Raw genomic sequence first — 14,137 nt, 5'->3', positions numbered from 1 at the left:
AATGAAACAGAAACTTGGCCTTGCGCTTTCTTTATCACTCGTGGCTGCAACTGCCAGCGCATCTGATGTGGATGTAAACACGATTCAGGGCATTCAGTGCGATATCCATGCTGATCATTGTCAGTTGGTTCTTGAAAAACCTATTTCTTCTACTGCATGTCTGAAAAATGCAGTGGTTGTACCTGCAGAAAAACAGCAGCTTTTATCCGTTTTAAGTTCAGCAATGTTCACTGGAACACAAGTGAAGGTCCATTTTGCATCTGAATGTGTCAATGGCGCTTATGAGCTTCAGACGTTTGATTTGGTTCAGTAAGGATAAATGATGAATAAAACGAATTTTGGTCTCCTGAGCGCTTGTATTCTTGCTGGCTCCCCACTCAGTGTATTTGCGGGCACAACAGATGGTTTTTGCTTCAACGACAGTAGTTACCCCGTTCACCGGGATCGGGCCTGTAACTTGGAAAAGTGGGTGAAAAATCAGCAGGTGCCGACTCAGCTTCAACAGCTCGATACAGGAAATTCAGCATCGCTGCTTCTGCAACCAGAAGATTTAGTGGGCGATCTGCTTCTGCGTCAGAATGACAGCGTGTTAGAGGTGAGTAAACGCTATCAAAACTGTAAAGACGTTTACGAGAACTTTAGAAAACAGGCCCGTCAGACCGCGGGAACCATCGAATGTCAAACCGGGCCGAATGATTTTGTGCCTTCCAGTTATTATGGTTCCGGAAATTATTGCTCTGTTTCTGGCAACATTGAAACCTGTTATGCCTCGAAGCTGACGCTGACACCGGATGCCGCAGATATCAGTCAGGTTCAGCCGGTGGCCAACTACAGTGGTAACCTGGTGAAAACCACCCGGAAAAATGAGCTGTCGTACCGACAGGGTTATATTCCGGTTAGCAATGGCGGCATTACGTTCTTTGTGAAAGGGACGGTGACGGATCGGAAACAAACCTCGCTGGTGAATCAACAATTGTGGACTGGTTCGATTAAATCTCCGGTGAACCCAACCCCTTATTTTGAACTGACTTGTGTGGGTGAAACCCGGGTTGATCCAGTTACGATCAGCCTGACTTATCGAAACGCTAATATGACGCAAGTCGGCTTCTTAGGCGGTTCTTTAATTCGTGCTTTTGATCAGGATAAGCTTAAGACATTCAAACAAAATTGCGTATCAAATGTCCGACTGAGCCTAGTGAATCATCAGGATATTGCAACCGGAAACTGGTCTTTCAATTTCGAAAGGACAGGGGGAAGTTATATTGATGAGCTGGTTCGGTTCGGTGAGCAGTTGCTGAAAGATGCGAATTATGTGATTGCGGAACATAATACACTCCAGAAGATCAGCACAAATACGAATGCCATCAAACAGGATATCCTGGCTGAAATTAATGTAAATTGGAACAACATTGCTTCTACCGTGACTGTACACGACTTTTTTAATGCCGGTGCGATTCCGCAGCGTTATCAGGGGGAATCCTATAAAAATACCCTTGTTGTAAATACAGAGCTGAGTGTGACGGGGGCTGATGGTCAAGCTGTACCCAACTTTTCTCTTATGTCACAACTGGTTGAAGAGTTAAAAGGTCAGGGCATTTCAGCGATTGGCCAATTGTTTAATTTCTCGATTGGCTACCTGTATGATGACTATTTCAATCAGAAATATTCGGATGAATATTTGGCGAACTGGGATTCAATGATTGTCCTTTCTCAAATTTCAGGTTTGATCAATGATGAAAATAATGACAATACGGTTGAAGATTTAGTCCTTCGAATTGAATCATTAAAACAAAGCAAACAGGAAAAAGTTCAGGGGATCAGTGCAGTGATTGAACACTTCCTGTATATCGTCGATATTGCAGATGCTGCGGAAGTCGAGAAACTCAATGAACTGAGAAATAAATTAGAAAAGCTTTGATTTTCTATTTGATATCAGAGGGACTGTAAATCCTCTGATATTTCTCTATATTTTTTCTTTCAAGTTTATCACCGGGATAGGGTATGAAACTTCGTCTGCTTTCGTTCTCTTTCTGTATGATGATGCTCCCCTGGACGTCATCTGCAGCGAATGTCACCCCTGAGATGCTGGATAAACAGCAGTTTCAGTTAAATCAAATCAACTACCGATTGGATGAGGTACTGGACGCGTTAACAAAATATGATCTGGCCCGCGAGCAGTATTATTTAGGGCAGCATGGCTCTGCTGCAATGGCAGAGGTCTGGTATCAGAAACATTTACTTTGGCTGGCAAAGATGGATCAGCTTAGACGGACCATCAGCGATCATCAGCAACTTGCAGCGACGGATACGGCAGCCTTTAAAAGCCAGATATCAACGCTGATGAATGAATTGTATCAGTCTGAAGAAGAAGCGAAGAAAATATACAGCCGGACGAGCACAGGTTTACAGCTGTTAGAGGATATTCCCGCTTACCCGGAAAATTATATCCGGGAGCTGAAGTCTGTGATTGTACCACTGAATGATAATGTCGCGCTCACGTACCAGGCGTTTGAAAGTTTGAATACAGACTTTTCAGCGCAGCACCTGAAACGGTTAAATGACGCATTGTTGATGACCAGAGAAGTTCTGGAAACACTCATCAATCGTTCGAAGCTTGAGTTTCCTGAACTGACCGCAGCCTTGCAAAAATTAAATGAAATCTTTGCAGTGGATCAGTTGCTCTCTGCGCGCACGGATAATGCTGCAAGAAGTGCTGCCTTTGTGCAGTCTTACGCCAGAAGAGACTGGTTTGCCGCGGATGCGCGTTTTCAGCAGTTTGAACAACAATATCTGGCAGACATGAAGGTGATTGTCTCCAGTCCGCTGGATGGGAGCCTGAAACAGCCGGGCATTGATTTTCTGAACGACCGATACCAGCAAGCGAAATCTCAGCTGGAGATGAACCGGGTTCGTGCAAATTCACACCTGTATAAAAAGTATATGGATACGCTCAATCTTTATGTTGGTCAGTGTAAAGATGAAGCGAACTACCAAAAATATAATTGCGCGTTATTGAAGACATTGATCGGGCTTGATTTAAATACGATCAGTCAGATGACACTTGAACAGCAGCGTTATTTATATACGCAATTAGTGAGAGTTCCTCAGGCGCCATATACGGAGATAAGCCAGTGAATAAGTTAATAAGATACGGACTATTTTTATTCTATGTCTTGAGCTGTCTCTCGATTCCTCAGGCATTGGCTGAAACGTCAAAGGTTGAGGATGGCGATGATATCATTCGATTGGTTCTGGGTGATCGGACACCGCTGACTTATCAGCCATTTACCGTCGCTGAAGTGAAAGGCATGGCAGATGAAGATCCGGATGATGCTGTCTCTGTCATCACAGAAGGCGGAGTCACCTATTTATTATTTGATTTAAGTATCAAGGGGGATGACCCGCTTGAAGTTGAAGTTAAAGAGCCATTTAAAATTGAAATCAATGAATATGTGAAAACGGCAAATCAGCTGGAGCAGCAGATTACACCTTACGGTTATTCATTGCGGGATGAAAGTTTTGAGCAGTTGCCGGTTGATATTTATGCGCTGTTTAACGACCCGGAAACCATGAGAAAACGTTTGCTGGAGGCTCTTGAGCTCTACGCAAAAGAAGAACTGTTGCGCCGTTTAGATGCGATTGATCCGGGCCAGTGTCCACAGATTGATGTGGATAAACTGGTCACCAAAATCAACCTGCGGGCAGATGACATTGCCGACAAACATGGTTTAAAAATCGATCATAAATACCGGCTGAACAGCGGTGATTTGACCAAGTTTGATGACTATATCCGAGGTATCAACAATACCAGTAAGATCCTCTGCGCGCTGGGCTATAACCTGCCAGGCGCAATGGGACTGAAAGTTGTTGATGAGAATGGCGTGGCGAAAATTGATGAAGACAGCATCCTGGCCATACTCGGCAACGGTTCTGATCTTCAGGCGATTGTCAGTTATCTGGAGTCCAAAATATCAGATGCTTTCCAGGGACTGGGTTTGCCAATCCCCGGCAGTGACAGCATTTTATCCTGGGCGCCTTTACAGGAGGCGATGAGCTGGGCATCTGAATTGCTGGAAATCGATGACTTTGAAGTGAAGCTGAAGATGCCGTCACCTGAATTCATCAAAGCAAAGATCAGCGAACTGGGTTTAGATCTGCCACAAAATCTGGATATGCCTGATTTTCCCGTCATTAGCTTCAATAAGTCTTTTGAACCGCCTACGCGTGAAGATTTAGTGCTGAAGAAACGTAAAGACTGGAATGGGTTTGATCTGGGCAACCGCAAAGTGATTGGTGCACAGGCGAAAGCTTACTATGAAATTCGTGGTTCGGAAGAGGTTCAGTGGGGGGTAGCCGTTGGACGTGCCGATGTATTTTTGCTGGGGCAGACGAAAAACGCGATTGGCGCTTATGCACAGGCTGAGGCCGGTCCGAACTTGCTGGAGTTCAACACCGATATTCAAGTTTTAGGGATGCAGCTTGCCAAATTTAACCAGCGCAAAACCACGGATGTTCTGAAATATGAAAAAGAGCTGTTAGGCTCTGGGGATGGCTATAGCTATAACTATGCTTACACTCAGCAATTTGCAATTGGCCCCATTCCTGTTTATGTCTCGATCGGTGTTTATGCCAGTGCCAATGCGAAGTTCGGTGCGGGCCTGACATTTACTCAGGTTTATGCTGAGCTGGTTCCGATGGCAAAAGCCGGTGCTTTTGGTGAAGGAGCTGTAGGCGTGAAGAAAGTACTTTCTGTCGGGGTGAAGGGCGATGTTGATGTGTTGAATCTCAGTGCGCCACTTCGTGGTAAAGCCGGTCTGTTTTTCGCTCAGAATGGTGAACCTTTCTTAAAACTTGCACTGACTTCAGATGCCTTCGTTCGGGCGCTGAATGGGAAAATCAGCGCCTTCGTTGAGTATCCCTGGCTGAGTATTTGTAAGAAGAAGATCCTGGGTGTCAAAATTCCATACCCGTGTATTAAGGCGAAGAAAAAATCGAAGACTTTATTCAGTTATGGCGGATATGTCTGGAATAAGTCGATTATGAACTGGGGACTGACATACGGTTACCAGGGGGTTCATATCAGCGGCTCCATGTTGGATCAAACCGATCGGAAAGAGGCGGCTGCCCTGCAAGGGAAGGTTGATTTGTATCAGCGTCATCTGGCTCTGGAAGACTATAGCCAGAAAACGGAAGCCCGAATCAATGAGGTCTTTAATCTGGTCAAAAATACCTTAACTGAAGAAGCAACGACCTTGCTGCCGCAAAAGGATGCTGCGTTGAGAGTTCAGTTTAAAAACGCGCAAGACAATATTGAACAATATGAGTCCTGGCTGTTGTCATCGATTGAAAACAGTACTCAGCGAACCATAGTGGCTGAGCAAAAGAGCAGGGTCACCAAGGAATGGTTGGCAGAATCCAGTGTCGATACGTCACCTGCTGTTTCTTCGGAACAACAGGCAGCGCAAAATGATGCCGCAGTGCTGAGAAGCCTGCATGGATTCTTGTTTTAGTTGTCATTGTTCATTCTGAAAATGTAGGTAACACATGAAAAACAGAGCTGCCGTACTGATTTTGAGTACCATGATTCTTGCAGGCATCATTTTGCTTGTGTTGTTCAAGATAAAAGGTGACCCGTATGTGATTCAATATGAGCCCGGCAGCTCTTATCACTATGAGGTGAACTATCAGAACCATGCGACTGGCGTCACGAATCTTGTGGGGCAAGGGCGTTCTTATCGGCCCGACTTAAAGGTGAACTACAGCTATACCGGGCAGATGTTTATCGATGTGCTTGAGGAAACGGATCAGGGGTATACGCTGGCATTCAGATTTCAGCCTGAATCATTTCTTGCTGAGATGAATGGCCGTACCAGCAGCCGCTGGCCGCAGGATATGGTTGTTTATGCCAATCTGAATCGCGATGGTTTATTCAATGAATTGAAGTTTCCGGAGGCAGACTACGAAGAATTTTCGCCGCTGTTAAAAGACATGATTGCGCAGTTCCAGATTTCACTGTCCAATCAGGGTAAATCTAACTGGCAAACCATCGAGGCAGATTTCTCATCTGCCTATGATGTGTATTATGACATTGGCAAGGCGCTAATTCCGGGCTGGGACATCCATGTGAACAAATCTTATCGTCCCAGAAATGCTTTATTGCGCTTAGAGCAGGCGGTTGACATTGATGTCAGTCGTTTCTCAAAGCGCATCAACCAAATTGCAATGGACAGAAAGAAAGAAACATTTTCGGCCGGCGGGAAGCTGGCGGAAGAAGCAGCACACTTCTCGGCGGTGTTTCTGTCTGTTGCTGAGGTGTCTGAAATTGACCGTCAAATAGACACTGCGCTCATCCGCGATACGCTCAATGGCGATTATCAACGGAAGTTGCTGGAAAATCAGATGTATGTGCAGACAGTAGGGACCGAAAATGTCACTACCTTGAGTACCCGGCTCCGGCAGGTATCGTCGCTGGATAACCGGGGCAAGGCGAACCTGTTCTATCAGTTAAGGGCATGGCTTGCGCTGGACCCTTCCCGTCTGGAACAGGTGAAACTTTGGCTGAGCCTTTATCAGGCTGATCATCCCGCTTTTCAGATGCTGAGTACCTTACTGGTCTCGATTGGAAGTCCTGAAGCACAGAATATTTTGCTGGATGTGATGGCTTCATCTTCACCAGAAAAGCAAAAAGCCATCATGCTGAAAATGATTTTTCTGGATTATCCGACACTGGAAAGTGAAACGGCTGTGCGTGATCTGGCCAACTCACTTCCTTCTGAAGAGGAAAGGCTGCAAGCCCAGTTAGTACTGGGAGGCATGGCCCGCTTTTTACAGGATGATGATCGCGCGAGAAGTCTGGCCATTTTTGATGAAGTGAAAGGGCGGCTCACCACAAGCAGTGATGCACAGCATATTGAAGATGCGTTGAGTGTGATCGGAAATATGGGGTTGGCGGAGCAAACGGAAGTTGTCACTGGGTATTTAACGCATGAAAACAAACAGGTACGCTATTCTGCTTTGGATGCGCTGCGTTTCGTGAATACACCGGCGGCGCAGGGCGTATTGTTGAAGCATCTTTCGGATGATGATGGCCGGATGAGAGAAATCTCTTCAACCAGCCTGAGCTTCACAACACCAGGTCCTGAATTTGTCGATGTCTACAGAGACAGACTGAAGGTTGAAAACAATGAGTATGTGATCCGGCAGGTCATTGATAATCTGGGCCAGATGTCTGTGCAGTATCCAGAGGCGATTCAGGTCCTGAAAGATTATATTCCCCGCATTGGTGTGACGAGTCTGAAAAACTATGCTGAAAGTGTATTAAACAATGTTCAATCAAATGATGAATAAGTTCAGAGACTAATTTTTTATCGTATTTCAAGGAGGAGTCAGTGATGAGACTTGTATTGTTTTTTGTGTTCTTTTTAGCCCCATCTGCATGGGCTGGTTGTAACAACATTGCTTGTTATGGTGTCGGAAAGGAAGTATTGACGAAGACTTACTTATCAGCCAGTGGTCATATTTATATTGGCGCTCCAGCTGAAAAAAGCAAACTGAATTGTCAGCTATTTCAAGGGAAATACATGACTTTGAAAATGAATCACCTGTTATATAAGGAGATTTATTCAACCATTTTGACAGGAATTGCAGCACAGAAACATTTGCAGATTCGAATTGTTGAAGGCTCACCTGTGTGTGAAGTCTCTTATGTCACGATGAATTCTTAATGATGTATCTTTGGTGAAATATGAAATACATGATTCTGATGCTGTTTCTATTCAGTTCGACAACCTGGGCAGCATGTTCTCCAAATCAATGTCATGGTATTGGCAAAGATGTTTTGGTTTCAGTTTATCCTAGTGGTACGGGTCATATTTATTTGGAAGCTCCGGCGGATAAAGGGAAATTGAACTGTCAGTTAGTCGAAGGTCATTACATGACGCTGAAGAATACGCATCCAGTTTTTGAAGCCATGTATTCGACAATACTGACAGCGCTGTCGACGCAGAAGAAACTGACGGTTCGTATTGTTGAAAATTCTGAAGGTTGTGAAGTGATGTATGTTCGTATGTTTACGTAATTGGAGATCATCGTGAAAAAAGTCATGAAAGTTGCAATAGCATTCGTGTTTTCTTTGTCAGCCTGTTTTGCAAATGCTGCCAGCCACTACATTTCTGGAAAAATCACCAATATTACTGCCATCGAAGGTGCGCTGTTAATTATGGTAGATAACGGTAATATTCCTGACCACTGCAAAGGCACGCCCTATAACTGGCTCAAAATAAAGCAGGAAAACACCACCATGGTTTCTGTGGTGCTGACGCAGTGGGCTTCGAACAATCGGACGGCTACGGTATACACATCAGGGATTGAAAACGCTGGAAGCTATTGCCTGGTCACTCAAGTCGATCCTTTAGGATAAAAAGTAAGGGTTATATATCAATGAAGAAATTATTCACCACTGTGTTGGTATCTTGTTTGTTTACTTCAGCCGCCTATGCAGGCTATGTGAAAGGTACGGTCACCCGGCTGATTGTCCGGGATGATGGGCTGCATTATGTTCATATTGACGGCCAGATGAAGGATCGTCCTGCATGTGCTCAAAATCATACTTACTGGATGATTAAAGATGAAAACAGCGCTTACGGTAAGTCGCAGTACAGTATGTTGCTGGCGGCGAAAGCCAGTGGAAAAGTGGTAACTGTTGCAGGGACGGGAACTTGCACGCGCTGGAAAGATGGTGAAGATATCGAATACGTTTCGATGGATTAAATCGACGTAAAATGATGAAGCCCGTATATTCACGGGCTTTTTGATCAGTTCAGGTAAATATCTTTTACTTTAAACCAATCTCCTTCGCAGCCTTCAATTGTGACCATTACTCGAAGGTTGGCTGTTTTTGCTGCCAGGATTGCTGATTTAATGACATTGTCTGCCATTTTAAGCCCGGCCCATCCATTGGCGTTCGGGCATTGATTATCCCCTTTGGCTTTTGGAAATCCATCTTGCAATTTTAAAGCGATTGCTCCTTCAGGATTGACGTATACGGTGCTAATTATCCCACGATCTTGAGAATAGGTTGCAGCAAAAGTATTCAGGCTAAATAGTGCGCATAAAATAAGGGGGAGTTTTTTCATGAAGTTATCCTGTAGTTTCAATCCGTTTATGTCAGGTCAACGTTTTGGATGTTTATGGTAATCATCCATACTTACCAGAACTAAGGCAGATAAACACCAATAATATTGCCTTGGTTTTGTGGGTTACAGCCCTCATAACGAATGATAACGGGTTTACTGGCTGTTTGGGCAGTTAATAAAATAGACGTAATGGCATCATATTTCGGATGGGTTGGAGATAAATAGTATCTGGTATTTGAACAGCCGTGTGCCTTGAGATCGACATAAGTGTTGCCCTGTAAATCATAGACGTGAAGGTTTTTTGGGACTGCTGTTGGTGTGGTCATGGGTTCAGCAGAGACTTTGAAAGCACTCAACAGAAGCATTGTCATCAATGCGATTCTTTTCATGATAATTTTCTCAAAATAAATTTTTAAAAATGAATAATTTGAATATTATTATTCATATGAAGAGGGTGTATGAGGAATAAATTATATCAGGTGGCATGATAAAAAGAATGACGGATGTTCCATTTATCTTTTTACCTAAATGTTCATGTGGTGTGATTCAATGAGTGTTTCCTGTGTTTGAAACATCGAATGTCAGTCTGTATTTCACCCAGAAATAGGGCCAGCCTCGAATGTATTATTGCCTGAATAATGAAAGAAATTCGCATCATGAATTTTGTGATTCTGATCAACGATGCGCCATCCCATACCACAGTATGTCAAAGGCTGCCTGCTGATAGGTGGGATCTTTGGCCAGTTCGGGTTGTTCAGTGAACAGGCTGACGGTAGATAAAAACTGGCTGTGGCAGGTATTGAGGATTAATGCCTGCGGCCAGTCGGCCAGAATTCCGGCTTTTTGTCCCTGCTTAATGAGCTGTGGCAATAAGGGCAGGGCCAGACTGAGCATGGCATGTTGCTGGCTGAGAGGATATTGGGGATCGTTCGCGAGCTGGCGCAGAAACTGAAACTTCTGTGGATGGCTCAGCCCCCAGCGAATGGCAGCCTGCCAGAGGTGAATCATCTGCTCACGGAGGGGAAGGTTTGGGTCTGGTGGCGTCATTGCCTGTGCCATTTCTTCTTTAATGTTCAGATGCAGCGCTTCGACCAGTGCTTGCTTGCTGGCAAAGTGATGGAACAGAGTACCATTAGCAACCCCGGCCGCTTTGGCAATCTTTGCGGTTGCGGTGGCCTGAATGCCTTGTTGGATGAATAAGTTCAGGGCGGCGTCTAGCAGTTGCTGTTTCTTGGTCAGGCTCATGTGGTGCTTGTCATCGGAATGCTGGCTCAATGGAAGAGCCAGCATAATACAGGTTCAGCGCAGGAAGAAAGCCATCATGGCTTTTTGCAACATGGTTTTCCAGCCGGTGTAGGGGGGCGTGACCAGTTTCGCCGTATTGATTTTCCCCCGGGTCAGCACAGTTTTCGCTTTCGAAAAAGTCAGAAAACCTTCTTTGCCATGATAGTGGCCCATACCAGAGGGACCGATCCCGCCAAAAGGCGCATCATCGGCCGCGACATGAAAGACGGTGTCATTGATGGCCATGCCACCGGCATGAATGTTGTTTTTGACCTGTGCCTGGAGGGCTGCGTCGTCTGTCATCAGATAGAGTGCCAGCGGGCGAGGCCGTTGCTGAATATACGAAAGCGCTTCATCCAGGCTGTTGTAGGTGATCACAGGGAGCAGTGGGCCGAAGATCTCTTGCTGCATCAGGGTCAGGTTGTGATCCGGATTCAGCAGCAAATGCGGCACCATGCGGTGTGCTGTGTCGTCCATTGATTCCGGGTGAGCCGGTTCGATGGGAACACCGTGCTGACGGGCTTCTTCCAGCCACTGGCTCAGACGTTCAAACTGGCGTTGATTGACGACAGAGGTGAAATCCGGACTGTGAACCCCTTGTGGGTACATGGTCGTAAACTGTTGCTTAAATTCCGCGATGAAGTCCTGTGCTTTGTCTTCGGGAACCAAGACATAGTCGGGTGCCACGCAGATCTGGCCGGCATTGAGGCACTTGCCGAAAATCGTTCGCTGCACCGCTTGTGTGATCTCAGCATCCGGCGCGATCAGGGTGGGAGATTTGCCACCCAGCTCCAGTGTGACCGGGGTGAGATTCTCGGCAGCCGCACGCATGACATGGTGTCCGACAGCAGTGGAGCCAGTGAACAGCAGGTGATCAAAAGGCAGTCGGGTAAAGGCAGCTGCCACATCGGCTTCCCCTTCAATCACGGCTACCTGGCTGTCTTCAAACAGGCTGGCCAGCAGAGAGCAGAGGAGCTTGTTGGTGATTGGGGTAAATTCGCTGAGTTTGAGCATCGCCCGGTTCCCGGCAGCCAGCGCGGTAATCAGCGGGCCGAGACTGAGCATGACCGGGAAGTTCCAGGGCACGACAATGCCGACCACCCCTAACGGTTGGTAAACCACTTCCACTTTGGCTGGCATCAGCAGGAGTCCGGCATGGCGGCGCGACGGTCTCATCCATTTTTTCAGACGCTTGAGGGTATAGTTGATTTGCATCACGCAAGGCAGGATGTCGCTGATGAGTGTGTCCTGATGGCTGCGGTGACCGTAATCTTGCGCTAAAGCCTCGCACAGCGCTTCTTTGTTCTTTAGTAGCGCAGTTTTGAGTTGTTTGAGGGTGGTGACCCGGCTGGCATAGTCTGGCATCGGTTGAGCCAGAGAAGCATTGCGCTGGTGATTGAAAATGTGCTGCAGCGTGAAGATAGGCTGACTTTCCTTTGAAGCGGTGGCTGCGGTCATCGTGATCTCCTGTGGGCACAGGCCCTGTTTCATCTGGCTGTATTCGATGTGTTTGTTCCGGTCGGTATTTGAAATCAGGAAAAACAGACTGACTAGTCGGTTAAATGTAGGGAGCTTTACCAGAAAGCGCAAGAAGTGAACAAAAATAAGCGCAAAAAATTAGCGGGTATGACCACTTTTTTCGGCCTGAAAGACGTGCAGAAAGGTCTCGAAATAGTGCTGTAAGGCTTGGGCATCTTCATGTGCTTTCAGTAAGTTCAGCAGAGCAATCCCGGTTTCACAGGTACACAGATTGCCTGATTGCTGGTTGCGGCGCAGCGCATAAGCTGAAAGTTGATCCGGGGTCAGCCTCAGCCGGGGTAACGTGGCCAGCCAGGGGCTTTTTCGCAACATTTTCCGCGCTTCCTGCCAGGTTGCATCCAGCAGAATGAAGAGCGGTGTTTTGCCTGTGACGGGATAAAAATCGCAGGCCGGGTGCTGGTCATCGGCAGGAAATAATAACCATGGCTGAAACTGCGGATCGGCGATTTGCTTCAGCAGCTCCTGAGGTGGTTCGGTACGCGACCAGCAGATTCGCTGACAATCGGGCAGGCTGCGTGCCATGAGTACACCGGTATTGCTGTCTTTGTCGAACTCTTTACTGTGGGTCAGCAGGACAAAACGCGCCTGACAATGGAGCTTTGGCTCTGCATGGCAGATACAGTTGTAACGGAAACCGCAGCGCGGGCAGGTGTCTGGAGATTCAATAGTCATGGTGAGTGATCGCTTGTGTTATTCTGACGTTATGGTACTGCCCTGATTCAATAAAATCACTCAACAGGATGCGCTATGGCTTACTGGCTATTTAAAACAGAACCGGACACGTTTTCTATCGATACCCTCAAGCAGATGAATGTTGCCTGCTGGGAGGGGGTGCGGAATTATCAGGCCCGCAATATGATGCGCGATGAGGTGAAAGTCGGGGATGAGGTCTTTATCTATCACTCATCGTGTAAGGATATCGGTGTGGTCGGGATTGCAAAAGTTGTTCGGGAAGCCTATCCGGATCACTTTCAGTTTGATCCGGATAGCCCGTATTTCGACCCGAAATCGGATCCGGCGAATCCGCGCTGGGTGATGGTGGATATTGAATATGTTCGCCATCTGCGTCTGGTCTCGCTGAAGAGAATCAAAGCCAATGATGCCCTGCATGAAATGCCTTTGGTGCAGCGAGGCAACCGCCTCAGCATCATGCCGGTGACGGCGCAGCAGTGGCAGGAAATTCTGCGGATGACCGGGCAGTTTTAGGTTTCCAGCAAAAAAACGCCGTCAGAGGGGGAATGCTGGCGGCGTTTGTATAGAGGCTTTGTCGCTAGATTACAGCAGATTGTCTGCCAGATAATGCGCCACGGCTTCGTCGGCACAGGAGCCGATGACCCCGTTTTCTGGCAGGGCGGCCATCACTTTATGGTGGGCGGTGCCCATCACCAGACCTTTCCCCGCCATAGTCAGCATTTCCACATCGTTCATGCCGTCCCCAAAAGCGATACAGTCTTTCAGTTCATAGCCTTTGGCCAGCGCTACGGCTGCCAGTGCATGGCCTTTCGACACACCCATATCCATCACTTCCAGACACCAGGGAGTCGAGAAGGCAATATTGGCGCGGTCACCGAATGCGGCCCTGAATCTGTCTTCCAGCACCACCAGTTTGTCGTGATCTTTATCGTCACGGGTAAAGAAAACCTTGGCAACCCCTTCCAGCGGCGGATTGTCGACGTCAAACAACTGATAAGTGAAAGCTTTGTGGAAATCGCGCAGGTACGGATCTTCCACATTCAGCAGCCAATCATCATTCCGGTAAAGGTGAATGCGCAGATCGGGCTCGTCTCTGGTGAGGGCCATCAGTGCCAGAATGATGTCTGGCTGGACGTCCTGGCGGAAGACTTCCTCTCCGTCACAGGTATGGACCCGGGCACCGTTCGACGTGATCATGTAGGCTGGAATCCCTAACTGCTCACGCATTTCGGCCACATCGACATGATGGCGGCCGGTCGCAAAGACAAAATCTGTTCCCTGATGATGAAGCTGCTGAAGCACCTCTTTGGTGAAAGGGGCAATCTGGTGGTCCGGGGTCAGCAGTGTACCGTCGAGATCGGAAGCAACAATTTTATACATGGCACGTCTCTGTTTGATGGTGTCCGGCTTCGCACACGCGCAGCCGGTTGATTGATATCAGCAGTGTAAACCAGAATGAGCGGCAGAAAAGAGGCTAATCTGCGGCT

The 14,137-nt window shown here is 47.1% G+C and carries 16 protein-coding genes; 10 read left to right on the top strand and 6 right to left on the bottom strand.

The annotated features are described in order from the left end of the window. The first annotated feature begins 1 nt into the window (after position 1). The 9 genes from EA58_RS06305 (at position 2) to EA58_RS06265 (ending at position 8,769) form a co-directional block, all read left to right on the top strand. Positions 2 to 313, top strand: a complete 312-nt coding sequence (locus EA58_RS06305) for a hypothetical protein (RefSeq protein WP_036750426.1) — start codon at positions 2 to 4, stop codon at positions 311 to 313. Between the two features lie 9 nt (positions 314 to 322). Beyond that, on the top strand, positions 323 to 1,918 hold the full coding sequence (locus EA58_RS06300) for a hypothetical protein (protein ID WP_036750424.1): 1,596 nt from the start codon (positions 323 to 325) through the stop codon (positions 1,916 to 1,918). Between the two features lie 83 nt (positions 1,919 to 2,001). Then, entirely contained in the window at positions 2,002 to 3,135 is a 1,134-nt protein-coding gene (locus tag EA58_RS06295) for a hypothetical protein (protein WP_036750421.1), read from the top strand. Then, positions 3,132 to 5,510 carry a hypothetical protein gene (locus tag EA58_RS06290; RefSeq protein ID WP_152547952.1) on the top strand — a complete coding sequence of 793 codons (2,379 nt, stop codon included), beginning with the start codon at positions 3,132 to 3,134 and terminating at the stop codon, positions 5,508 to 5,510. The genes EA58_RS06295 and EA58_RS06290 overlap by 4 nt, the downstream gene beginning before the upstream one ends. Positions 5,511 to 5,544: 34 nt before the next feature. Next, positions 5,545 to 7,347 carry a HEAT repeat domain-containing protein gene (locus EA58_RS06285; RefSeq protein WP_036750418.1) on the top strand — a complete coding sequence of 601 codons (1,803 nt, stop codon included), beginning with the start codon at positions 5,545 to 5,547 and terminating at the stop codon, positions 7,345 to 7,347. A gap of 41 nt (positions 7,348 to 7,388) precedes the next feature. After that, positions 7,389 to 7,724, top strand: a complete 336-nt coding sequence (locus EA58_RS06280) for a hypothetical protein (RefSeq protein WP_152547951.1) — start codon at positions 7,389 to 7,391, stop codon at positions 7,722 to 7,724. A 29-nt stretch (positions 7,725 to 7,753) separates the two neighbouring features. Beyond that, complete coding sequence (locus EA58_RS06275; RefSeq protein WP_152547950.1) at positions 7,754 to 8,077, top strand: hypothetical protein; 324 nt, start codon at positions 7,754 to 7,756, stop codon at positions 8,075 to 8,077. A gap of 12 nt (positions 8,078 to 8,089) precedes the next feature. Continuing rightward, entirely contained in the window at positions 8,090 to 8,419 is a 330-nt protein-coding gene (locus tag EA58_RS06270; protein ID WP_036750537.1) for a hypothetical protein, read from the top strand. Positions 8,420 to 8,439: 20 nt separating this feature from the next. Further along, on the top strand, positions 8,440 to 8,769 hold the full coding sequence (locus EA58_RS06265; protein ID WP_036750413.1) for a hypothetical protein: 330 nt from the start codon (positions 8,440 to 8,442) through the stop codon (positions 8,767 to 8,769). A gap of 44 nt (positions 8,770 to 8,813) precedes the next feature. Here the strand turns inward: EA58_RS06265 and EA58_RS06260 are convergent, their stop codons facing one another. The 5 genes from EA58_RS06260 to EA58_RS06240 all read right to left on the bottom strand — a co-directional run bounded on the left by EA58_RS06260 (position 8,814) and on the right by EA58_RS06240 (position 12,629). Beyond that, positions 8,814 to 9,134, bottom strand: a complete 321-nt coding sequence (locus tag EA58_RS06260; RefSeq protein WP_036750411.1) for a hypothetical protein — start codon at positions 9,132 to 9,134, stop codon at positions 8,814 to 8,816. 80 nt (positions 9,135 to 9,214) lie between these two features. Next, the gene (locus EA58_RS06255) at positions 9,215 to 9,523 is read right to left on the bottom strand and encodes a hypothetical protein (RefSeq protein WP_152547949.1); all 309 of its coding nucleotides are present in this window, start codon (positions 9,521 to 9,523) and stop codon (positions 9,215 to 9,217) included. A 286-nt stretch (positions 9,524 to 9,809) separates the two neighbouring features. Then, entirely contained in the window at positions 9,810 to 10,424 is a 615-nt protein-coding gene (locus EA58_RS06250; protein WP_081819571.1) for a TetR/AcrR family transcriptional regulator, read from the bottom strand. Between the two features lie 9 nt (positions 10,425 to 10,433). Continuing rightward, a complete protein-coding gene (locus EA58_RS06245) occupies positions 10,434 to 11,876 on the bottom strand; it encodes a coniferyl aldehyde dehydrogenase (protein WP_051641923.1) in 1,443 nt (480 codons plus the stop codon). A 159-nt stretch (positions 11,877 to 12,035) separates the two neighbouring features. Continuing rightward, positions 12,036 to 12,629, bottom strand: a complete 594-nt coding sequence (locus EA58_RS06240; RefSeq protein WP_036750408.1) for a tRNA-uridine aminocarboxypropyltransferase — start codon at positions 12,627 to 12,629, stop codon at positions 12,036 to 12,038. A gap of 75 nt (positions 12,630 to 12,704) precedes the next feature. On the opposite strand from EA58_RS06240, the gene EA58_RS06235 reads away from it, so the two are divergent. Beyond that, entirely contained in the window at positions 12,705 to 13,163 is a 459-nt protein-coding gene (locus EA58_RS06235; protein ID WP_036750406.1) for an EVE domain-containing protein, read from the top strand. Positions 13,164 to 13,232: 69 nt separating this feature from the next. On the opposite strand, the gene EA58_RS06230 is transcribed toward EA58_RS06235, so the two are convergent. After that, the gene (locus EA58_RS06230; protein ID WP_036750404.1) at positions 13,233 to 14,030 is read right to left on the bottom strand and encodes a Cof-type HAD-IIB family hydrolase; all 798 of its coding nucleotides are present in this window, start codon (positions 14,028 to 14,030) and stop codon (positions 13,233 to 13,235) included. Positions 14,031 to 14,137 lie beyond the last annotated feature (107 nt).

The sequence above is a fragment of the Photobacterium galatheae genome (assembly GCF_000695255.1).
Taxonomy (GTDB): Bacteria; Pseudomonadota; Gammaproteobacteria; order Enterobacterales; family Vibrionaceae; genus Photobacterium; species Photobacterium galatheae.
This window is presented reverse-complemented; position numbering and strand designations above follow the sequence as displayed.

Coding starts and splice junctions, on each gene's coding strand:
- EA58_RS06305 (WP_036750426.1), top strand. CDS start 2: ATGAAACAGAAACTTGGCCTTGCGCTTTCTTTATCACTCGTGGCTGCA.
- EA58_RS06300 (WP_036750424.1), top strand. CDS start 323: ATGAATAAAACGAATTTTGGTCTCCTGAGCGCTTGTATTCTTGCTGGC.
- EA58_RS06295 (WP_036750421.1), top strand. CDS start 2,002: ATGAAACTTCGTCTGCTTTCGTTCTCTTTCTGTATGATGATGCTCCCC.
- EA58_RS06285 (WP_036750418.1), top strand. CDS start 5,545: ATGAAAAACAGAGCTGCCGTACTGATTTTGAGTACCATGATTCTTGCA.
- EA58_RS06275 (WP_152547950.1), top strand. CDS start 7,754: ATGATTCTGATGCTGTTTCTATTCAGTTCGACAACCTGGGCAGCATGT.
- EA58_RS06265 (WP_036750413.1), top strand. CDS start 8,440: ATGAAGAAATTATTCACCACTGTGTTGGTATCTTGTTTGTTTACTTCA.
- EA58_RS06260 (WP_036750411.1), bottom strand. CDS start 9,134: ATGAAAAAACTCCCCCTTATTTTATGCGCACTATTTAGCCTGAATACT.
- EA58_RS06255 (WP_152547949.1), bottom strand. CDS start 9,523: ATGAAAAGAATCGCATTGATGACAATGCTTCTGTTGAGTGCTTTCAAA.
- EA58_RS06250 (WP_081819571.1), bottom strand. CDS start 10,424: ATGCTGGCTCTTCCATTGAGCCAGCATTCCGATGACAAGCACCACATG.
- EA58_RS06245 (WP_051641923.1), bottom strand. CDS start 11,876: ATGACCGCAGCCACCGCTTCAAAGGAAAGTCAGCCTATCTTCACGCTG.
- EA58_RS06240 (WP_036750408.1), bottom strand. CDS start 12,629: ATGACTATTGAATCTCCAGACACCTGCCCGCGCTGCGGTTTCCGTTAC.
- EA58_RS06235 (WP_036750406.1), top strand. CDS start 12,705: ATGGCTTACTGGCTATTTAAAACAGAACCGGACACGTTTTCTATCGAT.
- EA58_RS06230 (WP_036750404.1), bottom strand. CDS start 14,030: ATGTATAAAATTGTTGCTTCCGATCTCGACGGTACACTGCTGACCCCG.